This window comes from Bradyrhizobium nitroreducens, assembly GCF_002776695.1.
Classification (GTDB): Bacteria; Pseudomonadota; Alphaproteobacteria; order Rhizobiales; family Xanthobacteraceae; genus Bradyrhizobium; species Bradyrhizobium nitroreducens.
Genome location: NZ_LFJC01000003.1, coordinates 3,525,003 through 3,548,065, shown reverse-complemented (window position 1 = coordinate 3,548,065; position 23,063 = coordinate 3,525,003). Strand labels below are relative to the sequence as shown.

23 protein-coding genes are annotated in these 23,063 nt (G+C 65.7%); 12 read left to right on the top strand and 11 right to left on the bottom strand.

The window, feature by feature from the left end:
• Window positions 1–107: 107 nt before the first annotated feature.
• Entirely contained in the window at window positions 108–1,304 is a 1,197-nt protein-coding gene (locus tag TSA1_RS17300) for an FAD-dependent monooxygenase (protein ID WP_100177409.1), read from the bottom strand.
• 147 nt (window positions 1,305–1,451) lie between these two features.
• Between TSA1_RS17300 and TSA1_RS17295 the strand changes: the two genes are divergently transcribed.
• Complete coding sequence (locus TSA1_RS17295; protein WP_174719311.1) at window positions 1,452–1,928, top strand: MarR family transcriptional regulator; 477 nt, start codon at window positions 1,452–1,454, stop codon at window positions 1,926–1,928.
• Here TSA1_RS17295 and TSA1_RS17290 read toward each other — a convergent pair.
• The 3 genes from TSA1_RS17290 to TSA1_RS17280 all read right to left on the bottom strand — a co-directional run bounded on the left by TSA1_RS17290 (window position 1,897) and on the right by TSA1_RS17280 (window position 6,134).
• Entirely contained in the window at window positions 1,897–3,153 is a 1,257-nt protein-coding gene (locus tag TSA1_RS17290; protein ID WP_174718938.1) for an O-antigen ligase family protein, read from the bottom strand. The two genes, TSA1_RS17295 and TSA1_RS17290, sit on opposite strands and share 32 nt — an antisense overlap.
• Window positions 3,154–3,335: 182 nt before the next feature.
• Window positions 3,336–4,883: an undecaprenyl-phosphate glucose phosphotransferase gene (locus TSA1_RS17285; RefSeq protein ID WP_174718937.1), complete on the bottom strand. Its 1,548-nt coding sequence runs from the start codon at window positions 4,881–4,883 to the stop codon at window positions 3,336–3,338.
• Between the two features lie 117 nt (window positions 4,884–5,000).
• A complete protein-coding gene (locus tag TSA1_RS17280; RefSeq protein ID WP_100177405.1) occupies window positions 5,001–6,134 on the bottom strand; it encodes a glycosyltransferase family 4 protein in 1,134 nt (377 codons plus the stop codon).
• A 205-nt stretch (window positions 6,135–6,339) separates the two neighbouring features.
• Between TSA1_RS17280 and TSA1_RS17275 the strand changes: the two genes are divergently transcribed.
• Window positions 6,340–8,658 (top strand): GumC family protein, encoded by a 2,319-nt coding sequence (locus TSA1_RS17275; protein ID WP_100177404.1) that lies wholly within the window; start codon window positions 6,340–6,342, stop codon window positions 8,656–8,658.
• 264 nt (window positions 8,659–8,922) lie between these two features.
• Here the strand turns inward: TSA1_RS17275 and TSA1_RS17270 are convergent, their stop codons facing one another.
• A complete protein-coding gene (locus TSA1_RS17270) occupies window positions 8,923–10,104 on the bottom strand; it encodes a GNAT family N-acetyltransferase (protein ID WP_100177403.1) in 1,182 nt (393 codons plus the stop codon).
• 131 nt (window positions 10,105–10,235) lie between these two features.
• Here TSA1_RS17270 and TSA1_RS17265 point away from each other — a divergent pair, with 131 nt between their 5' ends.
• Window positions 10,236–11,285 (top strand): polysaccharide deacetylase family protein, encoded by a 1,050-nt coding sequence (locus TSA1_RS17265; RefSeq protein ID WP_100177402.1) that lies wholly within the window; start codon window positions 10,236–10,238, stop codon window positions 11,283–11,285.
• Here TSA1_RS17265 and TSA1_RS17260 read toward each other — a convergent pair.
• Window positions 11,269–11,490: a DUF2842 domain-containing protein gene (locus TSA1_RS17260; protein WP_100177401.1), complete on the bottom strand. Its 222-nt coding sequence runs from the start codon at window positions 11,488–11,490 to the stop codon at window positions 11,269–11,271. The genes TSA1_RS17265 and TSA1_RS17260 overlap by 17 nt on opposite strands.
• A 104-nt stretch (window positions 11,491–11,594) precedes the next feature.
• On the opposite strand from TSA1_RS17260, the gene TSA1_RS17255 reads away from it, so the two are divergent.
• On the top strand, window positions 11,595–12,677 hold the full coding sequence (locus TSA1_RS17255) for a COX15/CtaA family protein (protein WP_100177400.1): 1,083 nt from the start codon (window positions 11,595–11,597) through the stop codon (window positions 12,675–12,677).
• Between the two features lie 23 nt (window positions 12,678–12,700).
• Here the strand turns inward: TSA1_RS17255 and TSA1_RS17250 are convergent, their stop codons facing one another.
• From TSA1_RS17250 to TSA1_RS17235, 4 genes are all read right to left on the bottom strand, one after another.
• A complete protein-coding gene (locus TSA1_RS17250; RefSeq protein WP_100177399.1) occupies window positions 12,701–13,045 on the bottom strand; it encodes a hypothetical protein in 345 nt (114 codons plus the stop codon).
• Between the two features lie 116 nt (window positions 13,046–13,161).
• On the bottom strand, window positions 13,162–14,442 hold the full coding sequence (locus TSA1_RS17245) for an O-acetylhomoserine aminocarboxypropyltransferase (RefSeq protein ID WP_100177398.1): 1,281 nt from the start codon (window positions 14,440–14,442) through the stop codon (window positions 13,162–13,164).
• Window positions 14,443–14,591: 149 nt separating this feature from the next.
• A complete protein-coding gene (locus tag TSA1_RS17240; protein WP_100181180.1) occupies window positions 14,592–15,176 on the bottom strand; it encodes a CoA-binding protein in 585 nt (194 codons plus the stop codon).
• A gap of 129 nt (window positions 15,177–15,305) precedes the next feature.
• Window positions 15,306–16,130, bottom strand: coding sequence for an enoyl-CoA hydratase (locus tag TSA1_RS17235; RefSeq protein WP_100177397.1), 825 nt, complete (start codon window positions 16,128–16,130; stop codon window positions 15,306–15,308).
• Between the two features lie 85 nt (window positions 16,131–16,215).
• On the opposite strand from TSA1_RS17235, the gene TSA1_RS17230 reads away from it, so the two are divergent.
• The 6 genes from TSA1_RS17230 to TSA1_RS17205 all read left to right on the top strand — a co-directional run bounded on the left by TSA1_RS17230 (window position 16,216) and on the right by TSA1_RS17205 (window position 19,896).
• Window positions 16,216–16,644, top strand: a complete 429-nt coding sequence (locus TSA1_RS17230; RefSeq protein ID WP_100177396.1) for a PaaI family thioesterase — start codon at window positions 16,216–16,218, stop codon at window positions 16,642–16,644.
• Window positions 16,645–16,802: 158 nt separating this feature from the next.
• Window positions 16,803–17,267: a 50S ribosomal protein L13 gene (gene rplM, locus TSA1_RS17225; RefSeq protein WP_011087726.1), complete on the top strand. Its 465-nt coding sequence runs from the start codon at window positions 16,803–16,805 to the stop codon at window positions 17,265–17,267.
• A 1-nt stretch (window position 17,268) separates the two neighbouring features.
• Window positions 17,269–17,748 carry a 30S ribosomal protein S9 gene (gene rpsI, locus TSA1_RS17220; protein ID WP_018320095.1) on the top strand — a complete coding sequence of 160 codons (480 nt, stop codon included), beginning with the start codon at window positions 17,269–17,271 and terminating at the stop codon, window positions 17,746–17,748.
• A 229-nt stretch (window positions 17,749–17,977) separates the two neighbouring features.
• Entirely contained in the window at window positions 17,978–19,198 is a 1,221-nt protein-coding gene (locus tag TSA1_RS17215; protein WP_100177395.1) for a GGDEF domain-containing protein, read from the top strand.
• Window positions 19,199–19,258: 60 nt separating this feature from the next.
• Window positions 19,259–19,498, top strand: coding sequence for a hypothetical protein (locus TSA1_RS17210; RefSeq protein ID WP_100177394.1), 240 nt, complete (start codon window positions 19,259–19,261; stop codon window positions 19,496–19,498).
• Between the two features lie 101 nt (window positions 19,499–19,599).
• Window positions 19,600–19,896 carry an antibiotic biosynthesis monooxygenase family protein gene (locus tag TSA1_RS17205; RefSeq protein ID WP_025036647.1) on the top strand — a complete coding sequence of 99 codons (297 nt, stop codon included), beginning with the start codon at window positions 19,600–19,602 and terminating at the stop codon, window positions 19,894–19,896.
• A 68-nt stretch (window positions 19,897–19,964) separates the two neighbouring features.
• Here TSA1_RS17205 and TSA1_RS17200 read toward each other — a convergent pair whose 3' ends face one another.
• Window positions 19,965–21,113, bottom strand: a complete 1,149-nt coding sequence (locus TSA1_RS17200) for an AI-2E family transporter (protein WP_430649766.1) — start codon at window positions 21,111–21,113, stop codon at window positions 19,965–19,967.
• Window positions 21,114–21,248: 135 nt separating this feature from the next.
• Between TSA1_RS17200 and TSA1_RS17195 the strand changes: the two genes are divergently transcribed.
• Complete coding sequence (locus TSA1_RS17195) at window positions 21,249–21,959, top strand: hypothetical protein (protein ID WP_100177392.1); 711 nt, start codon at window positions 21,249–21,251, stop codon at window positions 21,957–21,959.
• A 90-nt stretch (window positions 21,960–22,049) separates the two neighbouring features.
• The gene (locus tag TSA1_RS17190) at window positions 22,050–22,823 is read left to right on the top strand and encodes a gamma-glutamyl-gamma-aminobutyrate hydrolase family protein (RefSeq protein ID WP_100177391.1); all 774 of its coding nucleotides are present in this window, start codon (window positions 22,050–22,052) and stop codon (window positions 22,821–22,823) included.
• Window positions 22,824–23,063 lie beyond the last annotated feature (240 nt).

Below are 23,063 nucleotides of genomic sequence, written 5' to 3'. Positions count from 1 at the left end.
GGGGGGGGGGGGGGGGAGTCTCCGCGAGTCTCACTGGCAACGTCCCTGCGGAGGCACCCCCTCACCCCAACCCTCTCCCCGCAAGCGGGGAGAGGGAGAAAGAGAAATCACACCGCCCTTGCATCATAGGCGTACATGAACTCCATGCTCTTCGAGCCCAGCGGCAGAAGCCATTTCATCATCTGATTTCTGATCCACGCGCCGGTGGCGCTGAATTCGCGCTTGCTGTTGCCGTTGCGGCGGGCCATGGCGACGATCTTCTCGGTGCGCGGACGGCGTTCGGCCTCGAAGGCCTGGAAGGTGGCGCCGAGCTCCTGGCCGTCCTGCATCAGGCGGGCGAGCCGCATCGCATCTTCCAGCGCGAGCGAAGCGCCCTGGCCGGCGTGCGGGCTGGTCGCGTGCGCGGCGTCCCCAATCAGCAGCGAGCGTTTGCGCGACCAGGTCGGCAAGGTCGCAACGTCGAGCGTGTCGGTGACGACGATGTTCTCCGCCGCTTCGACGATATCGGGGATCGGATCGTGCCAGCCGCGGTGGAAGCCGCGCAGATGCTGCTTCAGCGTCGCCTGGTCGAGCGCGCGAAACATCGCCGCATCCATGCCGTGCGACGGCTGTGTGCTCCACCACATCACGCCGTCACTCGGATCGGGGCTGCAATAGCCATAGCCGAAGAAGCCGCTCTGGCCGAACGTGGTCTCGACGTGCCGGCCGATCGACCTGCCGTCGAGAACGGCGTGCGGCACGAAGCCGCCGAAGCCGATCAGGCCGGTGTTGAAGGGTTGCGGGCCGTCAGGCACGACCTGGCGGCGCGTTACCGAATGCACGCCGTCGGCGCCGATCAGGAAGTCGCCCTCGGCCGTGGTGCCGTCGGCGAAATAGGCGATGATCGGCTGGTCGCCGCGGTCCTCGATCTTGATCAGGCGCTTCTCGAAATAGAGCGAGACGCAGGCGCACCAGGCCTTGTCGATCAGGATCTCGTTCAGCGTGGCACGGCAGACGTTGACGGCCGGCTGGCCGAAGCGCCGCGCCATGTCGCGGTTGATCGAGCCGAGCTTGGCGCCGCCTTGCGAATAGAAGTCGAAGGACTCCGCGACCGAGCCGCGGCTGATCAGTTCGTTCGCGAGCCCGATCTCGTCCATCACATGCATGCCGTTCGGCGCGATCTGCAGGCCGCCGCCGATGCCCTTGGAATAGGGCCATGCCTCGTAGATCGCGGATTCGATGCCGGCGCGGCGCAACAGGATCGCGGCCACGGGTCCGGCAATGCCGGCGCCGATGATCAGGGCCTTGCGGGGACGGTAGGACATGGCTTGCTCCCGACGTTTCCATGGTGCTAGGAGAAATTACGGTCGCTAAATCTCTTAGTGACTAAGATATATATCGCCTAAGATATGAGGCTGACCTTGTCAAGGACGAAGGCGCGCGCGGCGTTGTTGCAGGAGCTCGAGGAGGCGATGCGCAGGTCTTCCGCGCAGGGCGTGCTCTACGGGCAAACCGTTGCCAACGTTGCCGGAATTGCCAATTCCGACCTCGAATGCATGGACATCCTGTACCTCGAGGGCCGCGTCACCGCAGGCCGGCTCGCCGAGGTCACGGGCCTCACGACCGGCGCCATTACCGGCGTGGTCGACCGGCTCGAAACGGCCGGTCTCGTCCGCCGCGAGCGCGACGATGCCGATCGCCGCAAGGTCTTCATCGCCGTCGTGCCGGAAGCGATCGCGAAGATCAGCCAGTTCTACGTGCCGATGCAGCAGGCGATGGAGAAGGTCTTTGGCGGCTATTCCGACCAGGAGCTGCACCTGCTGCTGCGCTTCGCCAATGAAGGCTACAAGGGGGTGGTCGCGGCAACCGAAGCGCTGAAGGGACTGCTCGACACGCCGCCGGAGAAACGTCCGGCCCTCAAGCTGAAGACGCGTCCTCGCCGGCCCTGATCTTGTATATCTGCGCGGCCGCGATCATGCCCCACATCGCGCCCAGCATCATCCAGAAGTGCCGCCAGTGGTCGGTGTCGATCACGAAGCTCTCGCCGACGGTGCCGACGAAGGCGGAGAAGACTGCGAGATAGGCGCGCTGCCAGGGCACAGGGACGAAGATGTGCCTGAAGCCCATGATGACGGTGGTGAAGACCAGCGCGGGATAGCACACGCCGGACAGCCAGCCGCCGGACATGAATGCGTTGAGATAGGAGTTGTGGGTGTCCTCGGGGAAGAAACGGTGGAATTGCAGGGGGCCGATGCCGAACGGCAGGTCGAGCGCCATCTCCGCACCCAGGATGTGGCGGCCGAACCGGCCGAAGCGGCCCTCGTCGTAGCTCTGGTCGAAGCTCGCGCGCTGCTTGAACATCTCGGCGGTGGAATCGAACGACAGCAGCACCGCGATCAGCGCAAGGCCCACCACGGCGGCGACGATCGCCATGACGATGATGCGCGAGCGCTGCGCGTTGGTGCGGCTGGTCAGCACCATCAGCGCCAGCATGAAGGCGGAGGTCAGCACCAGGCCGCCCCACGCGGCACGCGAGAAGGCAAGCAGGATCGCGAGCGACATGATGCCGAAGGCGATGACGTTGCGGAAGGCCTTCCCCAGTCTGTCCGAAACCACGCTCTGCAGCGAGAACAGCGCCGGCAGGATCAGGAAGGCGCCGAGCACGTTAGGGTCCTTGAACGTGCCGCGCGCGCGTCCGTAGAGCGTGAGCAGGTCGTTGCCGCCGGGCACCAAATGGAAATAGCCGGCAACCGCCAGCAGCGAGGCGATCATCGCCCCGACCACGAGGCCGCGGCGGAGCATGTCGAGCCTGGCCGCAGTGTCCTCGGACGTGACCATCGCGAAGAACACCACGGTCACCGCCATGTACCAGGAGGTCGCGATCCAGCTCGTCACCTCGGACTGCCCGTACAGCGGGATCGCGCTGATGGTGTAGCCGACATTGAGCAGCACCAGCATCAACACCAGCGGCATCAGCGCGAGCCGCAGCCGCAGGCCGGTGGCGAAGAAAATGACGGCCGCGAGCAGCGTCGTGATCTCGTAGGGGCTCGGTTCGATGAAGACGACCGCGCCGGAGGCGCCGACCAGCCACACCAGCGCGCGCTGCAGGGCCAGCACGCCGGGCGCAGCGCGAACCGCTGCATTCATGTCCCCGGCTGTTGCCGCATACGCCATCAATCACACGCTCACGCTACTCGTACACACAACTTCCGCTGTCATGCCCCGCGAAGGCGGGGCATCCAGTACTCCGCGCTGTCAATGGCGACGTTCGCCGCCAGCGTTTACTGGATCGCCCGGTCCTAGTGCGCAATTGCGCTCTGGCCGGGCGATGACAGCGCGCCCTTGAAGCACTCGATTCAATACGCGTTCTCGTTCTTGGTCAGCAGCGAGATCGGCGTCTTCAGCAGAATGTAGAGGTCGAACAGCACCGACCAGTTCTCGATGTAGTAAAGGTCGAACTCGACGCGCTTCTGGATCTTTTCCTGGTTGTCGATCTCGCCACGCCAGCCGTTGATCTGGGCCCAACCGGTGATGCCGGGCTTGACGCGGTGGCGGGCGAAATAGCCGTCGACGGCCTCGTCGAACAGGCGGCTCTGAAGCTTGCCCTGCACCGCATGCGGGCGCGGGCCGACCAGAGAGAGATTGCCGGAGAACACCACGTTGAAGAGCTGCGGCAGCTCGTCGAGGCTGGTCTTGCGGATGAAGCGGCCGACGCGGGTGACGCGCGGATCGTTCTTGGTCACGACCTTGGAGGCGGTGGGATCGGCCTGATGATGGTACATCGAGCGGAACTTGTAGACGTCGACGCGCTCGTTGTTGAAGCCGAAGCGCTTCTGGCGGAACAGCACCGGCCCCGGGCTGTCGAGCCTCACCGCGAGCGCGACGAGACCCATGACCGGCAGTGCCGCGAGCAGGGCGAGGCTGCCGACGACGCGGTCGAACAGCCATTTCATCACCAGGTCCCAGTCGGTGATCGGCGCCTCGAACACGTCGAGCGTCGGCACCTCGCCGAGATAGGAGTAGGAGCGGGGCCGGAAGCGCAGCTTGTTGGTGTGCGCGGAGAGGCGGATGTCGACCGGCAATACCCAGAGCTTCTTCAGCATCTCCAGGATGCGCGTCTCCGCCGAGATCGGCAGCGCGAACAGCACGAGGTCGACGCGGGTGCGACGGGCGAATTCGACGATGTCGTCGACCTTGCCGAGCTTGCGCGCGCCGGCGCAGGTGTCGAGCGCGCGGCTGTCATTGCGGTCGTCGAACACGCCGAGCACGTGGATGTCGGAATCCTGCTGCGCCTTCAGCGCTTCGACCAGCTGCTCGCCGTTGCTGTCGGAGCCGACGATGATGGTGCGGCGGTCGAGCCGGCCCTGGCGCGCCCAGCCGCGCACCAGCGAGCGCAGCACCAGACGCTCGGCGATCAGCGCGGCGAGCCCGAGGACGTAGAAGGCGGCAAGCCACAGCCGCGAGATCTCGCTGCCGTATTTGGCGAAGAAGGAGATGCCGATGAACAGCAGGAAGACGAATGACCAGGACGAGATCATTCGCGTCATCTGCCGGAGTTGTCCGCGGAACAGCTGCACCTGATAGATGTCGGCGGCCTGGAAGCAGATCACGGCGGCGATCGCCACCGCGACGACCTCCGCAGGATAGAGCCAGTTGAAGCCGGCGTGCGGCATCACATAGCCGGCATAGAGCGCGATGCCGACGAGGCTCAGCAGCGCGAAGTCGGCCAGGCGCACGAAGCCGGCGATCACGATCGGCGAATAGGCGCGGGCGACCTTCTGGTTGACGACTTCGAGCGCAGCGGGCGTCAGCCGGCGACGGCGCTCGACGAAAGGTTGGTCAGCGGGCTTCGCCGCAGCGCTGGTCGCGGCGTCGAGCATCGAGCGTGCGTTGAGCGGTTCCACGGGCGTCCACGTCCATTCCAAAGCCCGCGGCACGGCCTTGAGCGCCCGGGCGAGCATCCCCTGGACCTCCGATTATCGAACAAATCGGAAGATTCTCTAAAGCGGGCTTAAGGATGGTTAATGATTGGCAAATGCGTCGCGATAGCCGGCGATCACGCCCTCGACCATCGCGGCCTGCGAGAAGTGCGCGGAGATGCGGTCGCGCAAGGAGACCGCGCGCTGTGCTGTGGTCTGGGGGTCATCGAGCGCTGCGGCGATCGCCTCCGCCATCGCCTCGGGATTGCTCGGCGCGAACAAAGCGGGGCTGTCGCTGCCGAAGATCTCAGGGATGCCGCCGATGCGGGCCGCGATCATGGGAATGCCGGCCGCGCCGGCCTCGATCACGACATAGGGCATGGAATCGCCGCGCGAGGGGACGACGAGCAGTCGCCCCTTGGAGAAGCCGTAGCGCGCCTTGACGTGACCGATGAAGCGAATGGCGCCCGTGAGGCCGAGCTTCTCGACCTGCGCCTTCAGCGCCGCCGTCTCCTCGCCGTCGCCGCCGAGCGTCAGCGTGACCTTCTTGCCGCCCTCGTGCAGGCGCGCCACCGCATCGACCAGGAGGTCCGCGCCCTTGATGTGCCTGAACTCGCCGACATAGCAGATGTCGGTCGCATCCTCGGCGGTGATGACAGGCTCGAATTCTTCCGGCGTGACGCCATTGAAGACGCAATGCACCACGCCCTTGGGCGTGCCGACGATGCGTTGATAGGTGTCGCGGGCAAACGCGCTCTCGAACAGAAACAGATCCGTCGAATCCATCAGCGCGCGCTCGAGCCGCGCGTAGAACTCCCCCTTGAAGGTGTTGAGGGGATAATGCAGCGAGCCGCCATGCGGCGTGTAGATGCGGATGGTGTCGTCGGACCGCCGTCGCATGCGGATGAAGGCGCCGGCCTTGGCGCCGTGGCCGTGCATCACGTCGGGCTTCAGCGTCGCGATCAGGCGCCGCATCCGAAACCACACCATGACGTCGTCGGGCGAGGGCTCGCGGCGAATCGCCATGCGGTGCACGCCGAGCTTCAGCCGCGGCGCGAGCTCGGCAAGCGCCTTGTCGGCGCGCTCGCCGCCGGTGAGGCTATCGGCGAGGATACCGACATGATGGCCGCGATCGACCTGGCCGTTGGCGACGTCGAGGATGTGGCGGAATATGCCGCCGACCGGAGCGCGCACGGCGTGGAGGATACGAAGCGGCCGGTCGGGAGAGGGGGGCATGAATCAGAACCAGCGCTCGACGGCGGATGCCGAACAATTCCTAGGAAAATATCGAGACGGATTAAGAGCCTTCGTGGTTAACAAACGGTGACGAGCGCGCGCGCTGCGAGCGCCGGATCCCGCGATTAACCCAGCGGCAACCTTAATGGAGTGTAATCGCCGCGGTTGAGGTAGCTTGGTGGCGTTGCCCCTGCGGGAGTGTTCGATGCGTTTAGCGTTCTGGCGTGCCGGCAAGGACAAGGCGGTGGTTGCGCGCGCCGTCGCAAGGCCCAAGGCCGAAGCCGCGCCCAAAGCTGACGTCAAGGCTGACGAGAAGGTCGAGCCCAAAGTCGAGTCCAAGATCGAATCCAGGATTGACGTCAAGCCTGCGCCTGTTGTCACCAAGCAGCCACAAGGCGAATCCGGCGACATCGACCTGCACGCGCTCGGCGCGGCACTGGCGCGCAAGCGCGGCTGGATCATCGTGCCGACCCTGCTGGCGCTGGTCGCCTCCATCGCCGTCGTCAATCTGGTCACGCCGCGCTACAAGTCCGAAGCGCGCATCCTCATCGACGGCCGCGAGAACGTGTTCCTGCGCCCGAGCAGCGACCGCACCGAGGAGCGCCAGGCGCTCGACGCCGAGGCCGTCACCAGCCAGGTGCAGCTGGTGCTGTCGCGCGATCTTGCGCGGGAGATCATCAAGAAGAACAAGCTCGCCGAGCGCCCCGAATTCGATCCCGTCCTGCAGGGCGTCTCGCCGCTGAAGTCGCTGGCCGCGATGATCGGCATCGGCCGCGATCCGTTCTCGATGACGCCGGAAGAGCGCGTGCTCGACGCCTATTACGACCGCCTGCAGGCCTACGCCGTCGACAAATCGCGCGTCATCGTCGTCGAATTCCAGTCCGCCGATCCCGAGCTTGCCGTCCGCGTCGCCAATTCGATTGCCGACGGCTATCTCGTGCTCCAGCAGGGCGTGCGCCAGGAGCAGGCCAAGAACGCCAGCCAGTGGCTGGCCGGCGAGATCGACAGCCTGCGCAAGAAAGTCTCCGACGCCGAGGCGAAAGTGGAGGATTTCCGCTCCAAATCGTCCCTGTTCGTCGGCACCAACAACACCACGCTGTCGAACCAGCAGATGGGCGAGGTCAACACCCAGCTCAACAATGCCCGTTCGATGAAGGCGGACGCGGAATCCAAGGCGCGGCTGATCAAGGAGATGCTCCAGAGCGGCAAGCCGATCGAGGCGTCCGAGGTCGTCAACTCCGAATTGATGCGCCGGCTGTCGGAGCAGAGGGTGACGCTGCGCGCGCAGCTCGCCGAACAATCATCCACGCTGCTCGGCAATCATCCACGAATCAAGGAGCTGAAGGCGCAGCTCGGCGACCTCGACAATCAGATTCGCGACGAAGCGGCCAAGATCTCGCGCTCGCTCGAAAGCGACGCAAGGATCGCCAGCGGCCGCGTCGACGGCCTGACCGTGAGCCTCGAGCAGCTCAAGAAGCAGGCGGCCTCGACCAACGGTCAGGACGTCCAGCTCCGCGCGCTGGAGCGCGAGGCCAAGGCGCAGCGCGATCTGCTCGAGACCTATCTCGCCAAGTACCGCGAGGCCAATACCCGCGAAACCATCGACACCGCGCCGACCGACGGCCGCATCATCTCGCGTGCCATTGTCTCGAACACCCCGGCCTATCCGAAGAAGCTGCCGATCGTGCTGATCGCCACGATTGCGACACTGCTGCTCTCGTCCGGCGTCGTCGTCACCGGCGAGCTCTTGCGCCAGACTGCGCCGCGCGCGGTGGCGGCGGTGCTCCCGGCACGGGCGCCGGTGCGCCAGGAGGTGCCGGTCCAGCCGGTCGTCGAGCCGATCGCGAGTCCGGTCATCGAGCCCGATCTGGCGGAGCCCGCGCCGCTCCAGCCGGAGATGATTGATGCTGCGGACGTCACCGAATTCACCGAGATCGAACGGCTGGCCGAGACTTTGCGCGCCGCCGGGCCGGCGGCCAAGAAGGTCACGGTGCTCGGCACCGCGTCCGGCGAAGCCATTACGCTCTCGACGCTGACGCTCGCCCGGCATCTGGCGCGCGAGGCGCGTGTCGTCGTGGTCGATCTCGCCGCGTCCTCGCCGACGATGGCCGCGGTGTCCGTCGATGCCTCGGCGCCCGGCCTTGCCGAGCTGATGCAGGGCCAGGCGTCGTTCGCGCAAGTGATCACCCGGGACAAGCTGTCGCGGCTGCATCTGGTCATGGCCGGCCGTCCCGGCTTCGACCGCAGCCTGCTGCAATCGCCGCGGGTGACGCTCGCCATCGACGCGCTGCTGCGTGCCTATGACCACGTCCTGATCGACGCCGGCAGCGCCTCGGACCTTCCGGCCGAGCTGCTGACGGCGCATGCCCGCGCCGTCGTGGTGCCCGATGCCGCGATGCCACACGACGCGCGCATGCTGATGTGCGAGCAGCTGAAGGCGGTCGGCTTCAGCGAAGTGACGATGCTGAGCAGGCCGGTGCAGCCGTCGAATGCGATGGAAGCGCCGCGCGTGGTGGCGGCGTAGGCCAGGGCGCTCGCCCTCTTTCTTTCAGTTGAGCGACATCGGTGCTGCTCTTACCCTCCCCTGGAGGGGGAGGGTCGGCTCGCGGCGCGTCAGCGCGGCGAGACGGGGTGGGGTGATCTCTCCCCACGGGCGCTGTTGGATGAGGAGAGACCGTCACCCCACCCCGTTGCGCATTTCGCTTCGCTTCATGCGCAACGACCCTCCCCCTCCAGGGGAGGGTAAGAGGCAGCTCGCAAGTGGAGAGATCTTGACGAGGGGGCCGACCTATCCGAACGCTCGCCGCACGCGCCGCGCCAGATCGAACAGCATCTGGTTCTGCTTCACCAGACGCTTGCCGTGGCTGAGCGAGGACATCGCCATCGCGGCAAGTTTGCCGCGCGACGTCAGCGGGACGAAGCTGTCGAAAATCTCTTCGTCGTCCTTGCAGAACATCCGCTTGTAGTCGTCCGAGCCGATGCCGAGGTCGAGCGAGCGGTAGCCGCGCTCGCCGTAGCGATCGATGATGTAGCGCATCAGGATCAGGCCGGGGCTGTAGCGGGCGTGCTCGGACATTGTGTAGGTGTTGAACATCATCGAGAAACGCTGGCCGTCGGCGACGCCGGCGAAGATCGCGATCACCTCCTCGTCGCATTCGAGCGCGTGGATGTCGATGACGCGGCCTTCGCCGCGGGGCGCGAGGCAGGCGCTGCGGATGAACTGTTCGACGCCGGGCTCGGCGAAGACATTGGGGAGCTTCTGCTCGGCCATCCGCGCCGGCTTGACGCGGAAGAACCAGTCGAGCAGGCGGGTGACGTCGGCGTCGGACGTCGCCAGATGATAGCGATAGCCGGCGAGGGGCTGGAGCTTCTTTTCCTTGCTCTTGAGCCGGCGGCGGAAGGAATTGCTGAGCCGCGATGCCGGCGGTCCACCCGGCTCCATCACGAGCTGCGGGCAGCCGTTGATCGCGCTCTGCCGCGGCAGCAGTGCAAACGGGTTCTGCTGGTCGCGCCAGCGCAGCGGCTGCTGTGTCAGCGCGAGCACGTCGACGTGCTCACGGAGCGGCACCAGCATCGCTTCCAGATCGGCAGCAACGGTCTGTGCGGCGCATGCGGCGTCCCACAGGCCCATGTTGAAGGTCGTATGCTTGCCGCCCATGAAGGAGGCCGTGCGCACGCCGTGGCTCTGGCGCAGCGAGAGCGGCAGCAGCAGCAGCGGCCTGTGCTCGGAGTCACGGCCGATCACGATGAAGGGGCGTGCGCCTTCGCGCTCGCCGACCAGGCGCTGCCAGGGGCTCAGCAGATCGAACCGCTGATAGGGCGTGAAGAGATGGCCGGGCTCCTCGAAGGCGCGCCAGACCGCCTCGGCGGCGTCGAGATCGGTGACGATGTCGACATGCGCGATACGGCTCGCTTTCGACCGCGCTGGCGCTTCTGCCGTCCGGCTTTGCATCGCCGCAGCCATGGTCATCCGCAAAACCTGTCGAGAATTCAGAAATAGACGTCAATCGGCCTGTGGCCGACCTTTGCAAAGAAATGTCAACAAAGGGTAAGGACAATGGGAGCGGGAACGGGCGCCCTGAGGGCGCGAAGGGTGGGGTCTTGGCATCCGACGACAGATGGCTGGAGCGGCTGCGCCTCGAGCTCGCCTGGTTCACCGGCCGGGCCGCGCTGGGCAGCCGCGGTGCCGGCGCCATCCTGCGCTTCGAACGCGTGCGCCCGCGGCGGCGCGGCGCCTTTCAGCCGCTGCGCGCGCACGAGATCACGCCGCAATTCCTCGATCGCGCCATTCGCGCGCTGAAGCGCTGGGGTTACGATTTTCTCGGCATGGACGAGGTCTGCCGGCGCGCGGTGACATTGCCGGAGCCGCGCCGCTTCGTGGCGCTCACCTTCGACGGCGCCAGCAAGGATCTGATCGACTTCGCCTATCCGGTGCTGGCGCACCACGCCGTGCCCTTCACGATCTACCTGCCCACCGCATTTCCCGACGGCGTCGGACAGGCCTGGTGGCTCGGGCTCGAGCAGGTGATCGCGCGCGAGAGCCGCATCAGCCTGATGATGGGGGAGAAGGAGCAGCGCTTCGTGGTGACGGATACCGCCGAGAAGCAGGCGCTGTTTTCGCATCTCGAGAGCTGGCTCCGCTCGCTGTCGCCGGCGGATCTGTCGGCGGCGATCGCCGATCTCTGCACGCGCTACCGGATCGACCTTGCCGCGCTCTCGCGCGAGGCGTCGATGGATTGGGAGGATCTGGCGAAGCTTGCCGCCGATCCGCTCGTCACGATCGGCAGCGCGACCGTGAACTATCCCGTGCTCGCGAACATGAAGGACAATGCGGCGCTGCGCGAGATGACGATGGGCAAGGCCGTCGCGGAATCCGCTTTTCGCCGCAACGTCGAACATTTCGCCTTTCCGTTCGGCGACCGCGCCTCTTTCCGGCGCAGCCACGTCGTGATGGCGGAGGAGGCCGGCTTTGCCAGCGCGGCGTCGGCGATCCCGGGCATCGTGGATGCGGAGGGGCGGACCAATCTGCGCGCGCTGCCGCGGATCTCCTGGGACGGCCGCGTGCGCTCGCTGCGCATGTTGCGTGTGCTGGTGTCGGGCGTGGCCTTTGCGCCGGTGAAACCGACCGGCCGCGCTACCGGCCCGACTTGACGCGATCGGGCCGCTGCATCCAGCTCACGATCGGCATCGCCGGCAGCACCCAGCCCATGCCGACCACCACGTAATAGATCGCCTGCCGCCAGCCGGACACGGCGATCCACGGCATCTGCGCTGCGGCCATGCCGAGCAGGGCCCAGACGGTGCAAAGCACCAGGAGCAGGATGGCGCCGAGGAACTTGCGGGTGCGGATCGTCATGGCGGACTATGAACGGCTTTCGCGTAACTTGCGCTGCGGGAGCGGGGGACTATAAGGGGCACGCAGTCCGGTTCAAGCCTCGAAACCCTGGTTTTGCTCCTGAAATGACGACGATTTCCACTCCGTCCGAGCCGCATCGCGCCGTGCGCTGGTGGCTGATTTCCGTGGCCGCTTTGATTGCGCTGATGGTGCTGGTGGGCGGTGCGACGCGGCTGACGGAATCGGGCCTCTCGATCGTCGAATGGAAGCCGGTCACGGGCAGCGTTCCGCCGCTGTCGGAGGCGCAGTGGACCGAGGCGTTCGAGGCCTACAAGAAGATCCCGCAATATCGCGAGCTCAATGCGGGCATGAGCCTGTCCGAGTTCAAGGAAATCTTCTGGTGGGAGTGGAGCCACCGCTTGCTCGGCCGCTTCATCGGCGTCGCCTATCTCCTGCCGTTCCTGGTCTTCCTGTGGCGCGGCGGCCTCTCCGGTGAGTTGAAGCGCCGGCTGTGGCTGCTGTTCGCGCTTGGCGGCCTGCAGGGCGCGGTGGGCTGGTGGATGGTGGCCTCGGGCCTCACCGAGCGGGTCGAGGTCTCGCAATATCGGCTGGCGACACATCTTGTGCTCGCGCTGCTGATCTTCGCCGGCATCGTATGGACGGTGCGGCGGCTCAAGGTGCGGCCGCAGATCGCAGCGCCGGCGCGGCTTCGGTTCACGAGCGCGCTGCTCCTCGTCGTGACGTTCGTTCAGATCTATTTCGGTGCGCTGGTCGCGGGCCTGCGCGCGGGCCGCGCCTACAACACCTGGCCGCAGATCGACGGCGCGTTCATTCCCTCGAGTGAGCGGCTGTGGTTCGAGACGCCGTGGTGGCGCAACATGTTCGACAACGTCCTGACGGTGCAGTTCGAGCACCGCATGACCGCCTATGCGCTGTTCGTGCTGGCGCTGCTGCACGCGATCGACGCGGTGCGCTCGCGCGCGGGCCTGGCTGCGAGCGGCGCGCTCTGGCTGTTTGCGGCTGTGAGCCTGCAGGTGGTGCTCGGCATCCTGACGCTGCTCAACCAGGTGCCGATCGATCTTGCGCTGTCGCACCAGGCGGTCGCGATCGCAGTGCTGACGCTTGCGGTGATGCAGGTGGAACGGCTGTCCTCGCGGCACTCTGCGCAGGTGCAGCCGCGCGCGGTTCCGGTTGGCCAGCCCGGCTGATCACCATCAGCCGGCCGATCAGGTCAGCAATAGCCGTAGATGCCGCACGAATAGGGCAGGCGCCAGAAATAATCGACCTGCTTGCCGCCGTAATACGAGCCCTGATAGTCGTAGTCCCAGGGACGGCCGTAATAGCCCGGCAGCGTGTGCGAGCCCGGTAGCAGCGGAGTGCCCGGCAGGTTGCGGATGTAGCTGCCGATGCCATGGGCCGGCGAGATCAGCGCATCCGGATCGGTGTCGACCCAAACCTTGGGCGGCTCCTGCTGCTGCGCGGCGGCTCGCCGCTTCGACGTGGCCGGCAAGTCAGCAGCGAGCGCGCTCGAAACCGTCAGCATCGCGGCAAGGGCGGGCACCATCCAGCGCAGCATCGTCGGCTCCGAATCAAAGGGGCGATCCAAGGACGATGTATGCGGCCGATATGGTTAATGATCGTTAACGAGGATGTTGTTCCCGGGGCGGCCTTGCACACCGCCCCGGGCGACAATTACGCCCCCAGCGCCTGTTCCAGATCCGCGATCAGGTCTTCCTTGTCCTCGATGCCGACCGAGAGGCGCACCACGTCAGGGCCGGCGCCGGACTTCACCTTGGCGGCGTCGTCGAGCTGGCTGTGCGTGGTCGAGGCGGGGTGGATGACGAGCGAGCGGGTGTCGCCGACATTGGCGAGGTGCGAGAACAGCTGCAGCTTCGACACCAGGTTCACGCCGGCGTCATAACCGCCCTTCAGGCTGAAGGTGAACACGGCGCCCGCGCCCTTCGGCGCATATTTGCGCGCCAGCTGGTTGTACTTGTCGCTCGCAAGACCCGCATAGCTCACTGAGGCCACCGCCGGATGGCCGGCCAGGAATTCGGCGACTGCTTTCGCGTTGTCGCAGTGCTTCTGCATGCGCAGCGGCAGCGTCTCGATGCCGGTCAGGATCATGAATGCGTTGAACGGTGACAGTGCGGGGCCGAGATCGCGCAAGCCCAGCACGCGGCAGGCGATCGCAAAGGCGAAATTGCCGAAGGTCTCCTGCAGCCGGATGCCGTGATATTCGGGCCGCGGCTCCGAGAGCATCGGGTATTTGCCGCCCGTGGACCAGTCGAAGGTGCCGGCGTCCACGATGATGCCGCCGAGCGAATTACCGTGGCCGCCGAGGAATTTCGTCAGCGAGTGCACGACGATGTCGGCGCCGTGGTCGATCGGGCGGATCAGATAGGGCGAGGCCAGCGTGTTGTCGACGATCAGCGGCACGCCCGCTTTGCGCGCGACCGTCGAGATCGCCTCGATGTCGGTGATGCTGCCGGCGGGATTGGCGATGGACTCGATGAAGATCGCCTTGGTGCGCGGCGTCACCGCGCGCTCGAAGCTTGCGATGTCATCGGGATCGGCCCACACCACGTTCCAGCCGAAGCTCTTGAACGCATGCGTGAACTGGTTGATCGAGCCGCCATAGAGTTTTCGCGCGGCGATGAATTCGTCGCCGGGCTGGAGCAGCTGCTGCAGCACCACGACCTGCGCGGCATGGCCCGAGGCCACCGCCAGTGCAGCCGTGCCGCCTTCGAGCGCCGCGACGCGCTCTTCCAGCACGGCATTGGTGGGGTTGCCGATGCGGGTATAGATGTTGCCGAACGCCTGCAGGCCGAACAGCGAGGCGGCATGGTCGGCGTCGTTGAAGACGAACGAGGTCGTTTGATAAATCGGAGTCGCGCGCGCGCCGGTGGTGGGGTCGGGCTGTGCACCGGCATGCACGGCGAGGGTCGAAAATCCCGGAAGGCGATCGCTCATTGAGGGCGTCCTGTTCTTGTGGTCTGAAATCGCGCGGCATGCTGATGGGCGCCGCGCTCGCCGTCAAGGCGCCGCTTCACATCAGGATGATTTGGGAATGATCCTGCTACGGATTGTCGCGTTCGCGAAATGAACGCTTCGCAATTGCGTCAGCTTTGCTCGGTCTTGTTTTTCGCCGCGCGATCGGATGCCGCTGTGTCGCCGCCGCCGACACTCATCCGATTGAGGGACAGCCGCATGCCCTGGGTCGGCGCCGGCGCACGCTTGGAACTCAGCGTGCGCGAATTCACGCCCATCCAGGAGATCTCGGACGACAAGCGGCCATATTCGATCTTGGGGCAGCGGTTCATTACCACCTTGATACCGACCGATTCCGCCTTCGCCGCCGCGGCATCGTCGCGAGCTCCGAGCTGCATCCAGATCACCTTGGGCAGCGGATCGAGCGTGAGCGCTTCCTCGACCACGGGCATGATGTGGCTCGAGTTGCGGAAGATGTCGATCATGTCGACGGGCCGGCCGATGTCGGAGAGCGAGGCGACGAACGGTTTTCCGAGCAGCTCCTTGCCGACATGGCCGGGGTTGACCGGGATCATGTCGTAGCCGCGTTGCGCCAGATATTTGAACGCGAAATAGCTCGGCCGCACATTGACCGGCGAGGCGCCGACCATCGCGATCGACTTCACGCCGTTGAGGATGCCGCGGATGTAATTGTCGGGATAGGCGTCGTGGTTCATGTGATCCTTCATTCGTCATTCCGGGGCGATGCGAAGCATCGAACTATGGTGCGCATTTGCGCACCTGAGAATCTCGAGATTCAGGGTCGACTCTTCGAGCCGCCCGGAATGACGGCATAACGACTACAGCTACTCATCCCGCCATGTCGGCGTGCGCTTCTCGATGAAGGCGCCGATGCCTTCCTCGGCGTCGCGCGCCATCATGTTCTCGGTCATCACCTCTGCGGCATAGCGATAGGCGTCCGCAAGGCTCATCTCGGCCTGGCGATAGAACGCCTCCTTGCCGAGCTTGATGGTGTAGGCGGATTTCAGCGCGACCCGTCGCGCCAGCTCGATCGCGGCCTCGCGCTCGGTGCCGGCGGCAACGACGCGATTGATCAATCCGATTTCGCGGGCGCGCTCGGCCGGGATCGGTTCGCCCGTCAGCAGCATCTCCATCGCCTGCTTGCGCGGGACGTTGCGCGACAGCGCCACCATCGGCGTCGAGCAGAACAGGCCGATGTCGACGCCGGGGGTGGCGAAGCTTGCGGCATCCGAGGCGATCGCGAGGTCGCAACTCGCCACGAGCTGGCAACCGGCCGCGGTCGCAATGCCCTGAACGGCAGCGACCACGGGCTTCGGCAGATGCACGATCGCCTGCATCATCGCGCTGCAGGCGGTCATCATTTCGGCGAAGAAGGCGCGGCCGCGATCGGGATCGGTGCGGCGCGCGGTGAGCTCCTTCATGTCGTGGCCGGCGGAGAAGGCCGGGCCATTGGCCGCGATGACGACGCCGCGGACGGCCTTGTCGTCGCGGATGTCGTCGAGCTCGGCGTGCAGGCCCGCGATCATCGCTGCCGACAGGCTGTTACGCGCGGCTGGCCGGTTCAGCGTCAGGACCGCGATGGAGCCTACTGTTTCGCGCAGCAGGATCGGCGGTTGCGGGGAGGGGGCGCGGGCGGCCTGGCCGGACATCGAAGCGTTTCCGTTGGATTATTGCATTTGAATGACGCAGATAACTTAATGTAACAGGGCAAGTGAAGCGAGGGTGGGGAACAGCATGGCGTTAGCGAAAATGAGCGTGGCAGAGGTGGAGCAGTTCCTCCGTCACGAGTTTCCCCAGGCCTTCAGCGGCGACGACATCACGATCGAGAGCGCCGACGGCCAGACCTGCCTTTTGCGGCAGCGATACAGCGAAAAGATGCTGCGGCCGGGCGGTACCGTGTCCGGACCGACCCTGATGGCGCTGGCCGATTTCGCGATGTACGTGGTGCTCCTGTCCGCGATCGGGCCGGTCGGTCTCGCGGTGACCACCAATCTCAACATCAATTTCCTGCGCAAGGGCGGGTCCGGGCAGGACGTGCTGGCGGAAGCGCGGCTGCTCAAGCTCGGCAAGCGCCTGGCGGTCGGGGAAGTGAAGCTGCTGTCCGGCTCCTCGCCCGATCCGATCGCTCATGTCACCTCGACCTATTCCATTCCAAATGTTTGAGCTTTTCGCAGGTAATATAGCACCATATTTTTAACTTATTGATATTTCACATATAATTTCCGTCTTCGGGCATTGACCGTGACGCGTCTCTTCTCTAGAAAACCGCGCAGTCCGGTGCGGTGTTCGCGCCGATGCTCCCCGTCCACGGAAACTCTGACATGAAAACCTTTTCGGCAAAGCCGGCTGAGGTGACGAAGAAGTGGGTGCTGATCGACGCCAAGGGTCTGGTCGTCGGCCGTCTCGCCACCATCGTCGCCATGCGCCTGCGCGGCAAGCACCTCCCGACCTACACCCCGCATGTTGATTGCGGCGACAACGTCATCATCATCAATGCGCAGCATGCGGTCCTCACGGGGCGCAAGCGCGAGCAGAAGACCTACTACAAGCACACCGGCTATGTCGGCCACGTCAAGGAGCGCACCGCGCGCCAGATCCTCGAGGGCAAGCATCCCGAGCGCGTGCTCGAGAAGGCCGTCGAGCGCATGATCCCGCGTGGTCCGCTCGGTCGCGTGCAGATGGGCAACCTCCGTGTCTACGGCGGCGCCGATCATCCGCACGAGGCGCAGCAGCCCGAGAAGATCGACATCGCCAAGTTGAACCGCAAGAACACGAGGGCCGCATAACATGGCCGAATCCATCCAGTCGCTCGACCAGCTCTCGCAGCTCAAGACGGCGGCGGCGCCCGATGCGCCCAAGCACGAGAAGAAGGTCGACAAGTTCAACCGCGCCTATGCCACCGGCAAGCGCAAGGACGCGGTCGCCCGCGTGTGGATCAAGCCGGGCGCCGGCAAGGTCACCGTCAACTCGCGCGAGGTCGAGGTCTATTTCGCCCGTCCCGTGCTGCGCATGATGATCGAGCAGCCGTTCTCGGTGGCCCAGCGTTCGGGCCAGTACGACGTGATCTGCACGGTCGCCGGCGGCGGTCTCTCCGGCCAGGCCGGCGCGGTCCGTCACGGCATCTCCAAGGCGCTGACCTATTTCGAGCCGGAGCTGCGCTCGGTGCTCAAGAAGGGCGGCTTCCTCACCCGCGACTCGCGCGTGGTCGAGCGCAAGAAGTACGGCAAGGCCAAGGCCCGCCGGTCCTTCCAGTTCTCGAAGCGTTAATCGCTTCGGTCACATTCGCCGCGAAAGCGGCTTCAATGAGATGCAAAAGGGCGCTGATTTCAGCGCCCTTTTTGCTGTTCGTTTGTACGCAAATTGATGGCGTGTTTCCGGAAAACTTGGGCGCCCGCGAAAACCTGAATGGAACCCGCCACACCTAGCGTCGCCTTCGGAAGGGCGCGCAAATCGGATGTACCGATCGCGTAACTGCTATGTTCTAGAGGGGGCCGACATGATGTCGCTCGATAGCATCACGCTCTATTTGGTCGCCACCATGGTCGCCGCACTGCTCGGCGCCATGATGGTGTTTTTCGGCAGGCAGGAGAACAGCCCTGCACTGAAATGGTGGGGCACCGCCTATCTGCTCGGTGCCGCCTCCGTCGCGCTGTGGACCGCGGCCGGCGACAAGCTCGGCCCGCAGCTCCATCTCGCGTTGAATGCCGTCGGCTTCGTCGCCTGCGGCATGGTCTGGAATGCGGCGCGCGTCTTCCACGGCCGCAAGCCGAACTGGCCGGGCCTCGTGCTCGGTGCGCTGGCCTGGGTCGCCGCCGTCTCGCTGCTCGATCCCGCCGCGTCCATGCTGCGCATGATGATCGGCGCCGGCATCGTCTCGGTCTACGCGGCGCTGACCGCGAGCGAGCTCTGGACCGAGCGGCGCAAGAGCCAGCAGCGGCGCTGGCCGGCCTTGGTCGTGCCGGTGATGCACGGCTGCGTGCTGATGCTGCCGATCGTGCTCGGCAGCTTCCTGCGTCCGCACGATGCCGGCTTCTCCTCCAGCATCTGGGTCACGGTGTTCGCCGTCGAGCTCATCCTCTACGCCGTCGGCACCGTGTTCGTGATCTTCATGCTGGTGTCCGAGCGCACGGTGACCGCGCACCGGACCGCAGCTTCCACCGACCCGCTCACCGGCATGCTCAACCGCCGCGGCTTCTCAGAAGCCTGCGGCCGCGTGATCGAGCGCGAGGCCAAGGCCGGACGCCCCGTCACCGTGATGATCTTCGACATCGACCACTTCAAGTCGATCAACGACCGCTTCGGCCATCCCGCCGGCGACGAGATGCTGAAGCTGTTCTCCACCGTCGTCGTCAACAATCTGCGCATCACCGACATGTCGGGCCGCATCGGCGGCGAGGAATTCGCGGCGCTGCTGCCGTGTTCGCTGGAGGAGGGCGTGCTGGTCGCCGAGCGCGTGCGCGAAGCCTTCGAAACCTCCGGCGTCGTGGTCGATGAGGGGCCGGTCGACACCACCGTCAGCATCGGCGTTGCCGGCGGGCCCGCCGGCACCGAGCTCGAAGTGCTGCTGGCCTCGGCCGATACCGCGCTGTACCAGGCCAAGCGTGGCGGCCGTAACCGCGTCGAGGCGGCGGAGGAGCTGCCGCTGTCGCTGGAGAACTGGCGCCGCCAGAGCGCCGCGCGGATCGGTGCGCCGCAGGTGCGGCCTGCCACCGCCTGAGAGGCAGCAGTGGCGTTGCGGTAATCCTCTGTTTACCATTCGATCCCTACCATTGCGGTCATGGAATCGATCCGTCGACAGAACCCGCAAGCTGCCCTGATGTCGCTCGAAGCCGCTGCGACCTCGGCACGCAGCGGTTTCGCCTGTCTGTTCTCCACCGCGGATGAATACGAGAGCGCGCTGATCAGCGAGCGCCGCGCGCAGGGGCGCTACGCGCAAAGCCGCCGCAGCACCTGGCCGCTCGCGATGTTCGTCGGATGCGCCCTCGTCGTGGCGGGCACGGTTCTGCTGCTGGTCTGAGAGATCTGCATTTTTGGGCCGACCAGGCGCCATTCCGGCGCCTTTTTCTTTGCCCTCGGCTGCGGTAGACACGCCCATCGAACAAAATTGGGTGGAAACCGATGATCACCGAGATCGCGCAAATCGACGTCAAGCCGGGCAGCGAGAAGGACTTTGAGGCCGCCGTCGCCAAGGCCAAGGCCGCCTTCGGCCGCTCCAAGGGCTTTCACGGCTTCGAGCTGCACAAGTCGATCGAGAAGCCGCAGCGCTACCGGCTGATGGTGAAATGGGCGACGCTGGAGAACCACACCGTGGATTTCCGCGGCTCGGAGAATTTCACCGAATGGCGCGGCCTGGTCGGCCAGTATTTTGCCGCGCCCCCGGAGGTCGAGCACACCGAGACCGTGCTGACGACCTGAGCGAGGTCAGGCCGTGTCTTGTTGTTTCAGCATGATCTTTTCGGAAAACCGCTGCACACTTTTCCGGATCATGCTGCCAGCGGCGGCGCGTCATAGGTCTTGAAATGGTCGATCATGACCTTGGCGATGGCGACCAGCGGCAGCGCCAGCGCGAGGCCCCAGATTCCGAACACCACCCCGAGCAGGATCTGGAACGCGAACAGCGTTGCCGGCGGGATGTCGAGCGCCTGCCGTTGGAGCACCGGGGTCAGCACATAGCTCTCCATGGCGTGGACGCCCATGAAGAGCAGGAAGGCCGATAGTGCGGGGACCCAGCCCGAGGCAAGGCTCGCCAGCACCACGATGACGCCGGCGATGATGGCCCCGACGGTCGGGATGAAGGCGAGCAGGCCGGCCTGAATCCCCAGGATGAACGAGCCGGGAATGCCGATGAGCAGAAGCCCGATCCAGGTCACCACGCCGACCGCGAGCATGACGATGATCTGCGCGATCAGCCAGCGCTCCAGGGTTTCGCTGATGCGATCGATGATCAGGGTGACGCGGGTGCGGTGCCTGGCCGGCGCCAGGAAGAGCAGGCCGTCGTGATAGACGGCGGGCTGGGCTGCGAAGGCGAAGCCCAGGAACAGCACGATGAAGATGTTGCCCACGCCGTGGATGGTGCCGAGCAGCAGCTTGAAGGTCTGGCTCACGATCGCGCCACCGCTGGAAGCCAGCGCGCCCGCGCTGGGCAAGGCACCGCGCGAGGGCGCTGCGGGTGCGGACGCAGCCTCCGACGACGGCGTGGTGCTGGCGGCGTCGGCCGCGCCGTTGCCGAGATCGAAGAAGCTGGTGTCGATGCCGTGGCTGTCCAGGAAGGACCTGACATTGGCGAGCTGCGATTTGAGGGTCTTGCTCAGCAGCGAAGCCTGCTCGGCGATGGTGGCGCCGCCGAGATAGGCGATGCCGGCGAGCATCAGGGCAAGCGCGGTGCAGACGATCGCGAGCCGCACCGCATGCGGCAGGGGCACGCGGCGGCCGAGCGCGATCGTCAGCGCGTTGAGGCCGAGACCGAGCAGCATGCCGGTGAAGATCAGCAGCAGGGTGGTGGCAAAATACCAGGTGAAGGCGAGCAGTGCGGTGAACAGCACGACGCCGATGCCTCCGACCGAGATCGCCCAAGCCTGGTCCCAAGCGAGGTCGCCGTGGGGACGGGAGCGTTCATCCTTGGACATGGTCACATCGGGTCCTTTTTAGTGCGCTGCGCGCTGCACTCTCTCGACAAACGCGTTTCCGATCAAGCCCGCGTCAACGCGCTGGTTTGACGCCGGTACGTCGACGGTGCAGAGCGATAGGGAAAGAGCAATGGGGGCGGTTTGAGCTTCATCAGCAAATGGGCCGGTCTGCTCGGGCTTCTGGCCGTGCTCGTGATCGGCGACCAGATCCGGATCAACCGGCCCGGCCACAAATATCGCCTCACGGTCGAGGTGACGACGCCCGACGGCATCAAGGCCGGGTCGGGCATTCTGGCCGTCGTGCCAGACCGCAACTACAATCGCAGCGGCCGCACCACGATGCGCGGCGAGGCGGTGTTCGTCGATCTCGGCCAGGATGGCGCCAAGGGCAGGAATCTGGTGGCCTTGCTGGCGCACCGGCAGGACGCCAAGCTGGACTTCGACGACATCAACTATGTCGCGCTCCGTGCCCATGGCGCCGCGCACGGCAACCGCGTCTCGTTCAACGACATTCAGCGGCAGACCGGAATCGTCCCGGTGCAGGGAGACCTCGTTCCGGTGCTCGTGAGCTTTGGCGATCCGAAGGATCCCACCACCGCGCGGCTCGTCGCCGCCGACCGGGCGGAGGCGGTTCTGGGCGAGGGCTACGCGATCCGTGGTCTTAATGCGGAAGTCGTGCCCAACGGGCTTTGGCCGATTGACTTCGGCGGGGCGCTCGGGGAGCCCGTGACGCGCGGCATCGCGGCGAAGCTGCCCTGGCTGGCCGCGCCGGGCGATGGTGCGGCAACCGCCCTGAAGGCCGCCGGCCTGCCTTCCGGGGGCGAGGCCCGGGAGGCATTTGCGCGAAAATAGCATTGCCGTCCCGCGATCCCCTCTGTTGAATTTGTTCCATTCGAGGGGCATGTTTGGGGAATCTTCTTTCGGAGAGGCGCGGAACGACAGATGAGAAAGCCGGTCGTCGGCGTGATCGGGAATTCCCATCGCGTCGAAAATCGATTTCAGGTCCAGATGGTGGGCGAGCGCAATCTGCGCGCCGTCGCCGAGGTCTCCGGCGGCTTGCCGGTGATGTTCGCAGGCTCCCCTGATATCACCGATATCGCGGCGCTGCTCGACACCGTGGATGGCATCATCCTCACCGGGGCGAGGGCCAACGTGCACCCGACCCATTTCAACGTCGACCCCTGCGAGAAGCACGAGCCCTACGACATCCACCGCGACGAGGTAGCGCTGGCGCTGTCGGTCGCCTGCGTTGCCCGCGGCGTTCCGCTGTTCGGCATCTGCCGCGGCCTGCAGGAGATGAACGTCGCCTTCGGCGGCTCGCTGCATCCCGAGATCCGCGAAATCCCCGGCCGCATGAACCATCGCATGCCCCGGCTCGAGAACGGCGAGATCCATCCCGATCCCACCGTCGTGTTCGCCGACCGTCACGACGTCGACCTGACGCCGGGTGGGGCGTTCGCAAGGATTCTCGGCTGCGAGAAGATCAGGGTCAATTCGCTGCACGGACAGGGCATTCTCGAGCCCGGCAAGCGCGTGCTGATCGAGGGCGTCGCCGAGGACGGCACCATCGAGGCGATCCGGATCGCGGAAGCCCCGAGCTTTGCGCTCGGCGTGCAATGGCACGCCGAATACGATCCCCAGCACAATCCGATCAACCGCAAGCTGTTCGAAGCCTTTGGCGAGGCGCTGGTGGCAAGGCAGAAGGCGGCGGCTTAGGGGGCTCGTGTCCCGGACAAGCCACAATGCGCAGGCATTGCGGCGCAGAGCCGGGACCCAGCGGCGCCGGGCTTTGCTGCGACATGGGCCCCGGCTCAGCAGCGCACCGTCGAAGTGACGCTGCGCTGCGTCCGGGGCACGAGAGTGGAGCGTGAGGCTCGCTCTCTGACGGCGCGGGCGTGGTGCAGACATGCCTCTTCAATCTCGCGGCGCGTTTCGCCCGAGCTTTGCAGGTCGTTC

What these genes read in the sequence shown, in the direction of transcription:
- TSA1_RS17295 (WP_174719311.1), top strand. Translation starts at nt 1,452, where the DNA reads ATGCGCAGGTCTTCCGCGCAGGGCGTGCTCTACGGGCAAACCGTTGCC.
- TSA1_RS17240 (WP_100181180.1), bottom strand. Translation starts at nt 15,176, where the DNA reads ATGAACCACGACGCCTATCCCGACAATTACATCCGCGGCATCCTCAAC.
- rplM (WP_011087726.1), top strand. Translation starts at nt 16,803, where the DNA reads ATGAAAACCTTTTCGGCAAAGCCGGCTGAGGTGACGAAGAAGTGGGTG.
- TSA1_RS17270 (WP_100177403.1), bottom strand. Translation starts at nt 10,104, where the DNA reads ATGACCATGGCTGCGGCGATGCAAAGCCGGACGGCAGAAGCGCCAGCG.
- TSA1_RS17290 (WP_174718938.1), bottom strand. Translation starts at nt 3,153, where the DNA reads ATGGCGTATGCGGCAACAGCCGGGGACATGAATGCAGCGGTTCGCGCT.
- TSA1_RS17260 (WP_100177401.1), bottom strand. Translation starts at nt 11,490, where the DNA reads ATGACGATCCGCACCCGCAAGTTCCTCGGCGCCATCCTGCTCCTGGTG.
- TSA1_RS17250 (WP_100177399.1), bottom strand. Translation starts at nt 13,045, where the DNA reads ATGCTGCGCTGGATGGTGCCCGCCCTTGCCGCGATGCTGACGGTTTCG.
- TSA1_RS17210 (WP_100177394.1), top strand. Translation starts at nt 19,259, where the DNA reads ATGGAATCGATCCGTCGACAGAACCCGCAAGCTGCCCTGATGTCGCTC.
- TSA1_RS17275 (WP_100177404.1), top strand. Translation starts at nt 6,340, where the DNA reads ATGCGTTTAGCGTTCTGGCGTGCCGGCAAGGACAAGGCGGTGGTTGCG.
- TSA1_RS17190 (WP_100177391.1), top strand. Translation starts at nt 22,050, where the DNA reads ATGAGAAAGCCGGTCGTCGGCGTGATCGGGAATTCCCATCGCGTCGAA.
- TSA1_RS17235 (WP_100177397.1), bottom strand. Translation starts at nt 16,130, where the DNA reads ATGTCCGGCCAGGCCGCCCGCGCCCCCTCCCCGCAACCGCCGATCCTG.
- TSA1_RS17205 (WP_025036647.1), top strand. Translation starts at nt 19,600, where the DNA reads ATGATCACCGAGATCGCGCAAATCGACGTCAAGCCGGGCAGCGAGAAG.
- TSA1_RS17280 (WP_100177405.1), bottom strand. Translation starts at nt 6,134, where the DNA reads ATGCCCCCCTCTCCCGACCGGCCGCTTCGTATCCTCCACGCCGTGCGC.
- TSA1_RS17245 (WP_100177398.1), bottom strand. Translation starts at nt 14,442, where the DNA reads ATGAGCGATCGCCTTCCGGGATTTTCGACCCTCGCCGTGCATGCCGGT.
- TSA1_RS17300 (WP_100177409.1), bottom strand. Translation starts at nt 1,304, where the DNA reads ATGTCCTACCGTCCCCGCAAGGCCCTGATCATCGGCGCCGGCATTGCC.
- TSA1_RS17255 (WP_100177400.1), top strand. Translation starts at nt 11,595, where the DNA reads ATGACGACGATTTCCACTCCGTCCGAGCCGCATCGCGCCGTGCGCTGG.
- TSA1_RS17230 (WP_100177396.1), top strand. Translation starts at nt 16,216, where the DNA reads ATGGCGTTAGCGAAAATGAGCGTGGCAGAGGTGGAGCAGTTCCTCCGT.
- TSA1_RS17215 (WP_100177395.1), top strand. Translation starts at nt 17,978, where the DNA reads ATGATGTCGCTCGATAGCATCACGCTCTATTTGGTCGCCACCATGGTC.
- rpsI (WP_018320095.1), top strand. Translation starts at nt 17,269, where the DNA reads ATGGCCGAATCCATCCAGTCGCTCGACCAGCTCTCGCAGCTCAAGACG.